Genomic DNA, 1,107 nt, shown 5'->3' with positions numbered 1-1,107 from the left:
GATAAAGTGAAATTTCCTCTTAAATTAAGGAATAGACGGATAGGAGATAGATTTTATCCCTTAAAGATGATAGGAGAAAAGAAGGTAAAAGAGTATTTTATCGATAATAAGATTCCTAAAAGCCATCGAGATTTAATCCCTATCTTAGTAGATAGTGAAAATAAGATAATATGGATTGTGGGAATGAGAATGGATAATCGGGTAAAAATTACCTCGACTAGTAAAAAATTACTCTATATAAAGATGAATATAAAGACAAAGAGCATATTAGCTTCACTTCTGTATGATATTTAAAATATTAGTTTATAAATAAATAATTAATAAAAATACTAAGAAGTATTAGATTAGAAGACTGATAATAAAACCTGAATTTTCGATTTATTTAATTTTATTAAAGGTTATTTTACTAAAATAATTTTAAAATTAAAAGTAGAAAAATATTTTTTACCGGTTTTTATATAAAAATATTTAAGGGAGAAGAAGGGAAAATGCTAAATAATATAGAAATTGATGAAATTTTGATTACAGAAAAACAAATTAAAGAAAAAATTGCAGAGTTAGGTAAAAAAATAACTCAAGACTATCAAGGCAAAAACTTGGTTTTTGTAGGTGTATTAAGGGGAGCTGTAATATTTATGGCCGATTTAGCTCGAGCAGTTTCAATTCCCATGATATTTGATTTTATAGCGATTTCCAGTTATGGTGCAGCTACAGAATCTTCAGGAGTAGTGAGAATATTAAAAGATTTAGATGAGACTATTGAAGGCAAAGATGTTTTAATAATTGAAGATATAATTGATACTGGATTAACTCTCGATTATTTAGTTCGAATATTAAAATCACGTAAACCTACTAGTTTGAAAGTATGTGCGTTTTTAAATAAAAATAGCAGAAGGAAAGCCAAGGTCAAAGTTGACTATTTGGGATTTGATATCCCTAATAAATTTGTAGTAGGTTATGGTTTGGATTATGCCGGAAAATTTAGAAATATTCCGTATGTTTTTACTCTTAATCCCGAAATATACCAGGGTGAGTTAAAATAAGCAGTTAGCCAGTTACCTAGTTTACCAGTTATTATAGTCGATAGTGAATAGTATCAGAGCGTAA

2 protein-coding genes are annotated in these 1,107 nt (G+C 27.7%); both read left to right on the top strand.

Features of this window, described 5'->3' with window-relative positions:
- Window positions 1-294, top strand: a 294-nt coding sequence (gene tilS, locus COZ07_RS03130) for a tRNA lysidine(34) synthetase TilS (protein ID WP_406607130.1), incomplete at its 5' end; no start/stop codon positions are given.
- Between the two features lie 194 nt (window positions 295-488).
- A complete protein-coding gene (hpt, locus tag COZ07_RS03125) occupies window positions 489-1,043 on the top strand; it encodes a phosphoribosyltransferase (RefSeq protein WP_406607129.1) in 555 nt (184 codons plus the stop codon).
- Window positions 1,044-1,107 lie beyond the last annotated feature (64 nt).

Origin of the sequence: Candidatus Infernicultor aquiphilus (assembly GCF_002784285.1) — a bacterium.
In the GTDB taxonomy this organism is placed as follows: domain Bacteria; phylum Atribacterota; class Phoenicimicrobiia; order Phoenicimicrobiales; family Phoenicimicrobiaceae; genus Infernicultor; species Infernicultor aquiphilus.
This window is presented reverse-complemented; position numbering and strand designations above follow the sequence as displayed.

What these genes read in the sequence shown, in the direction of transcription:
- hpt (WP_406607129.1), top strand. Translation starts at nt 489, where the DNA reads ATGCTAAATAATATAGAAATTGATGAAATTTTGATTACAGAAAAACAA.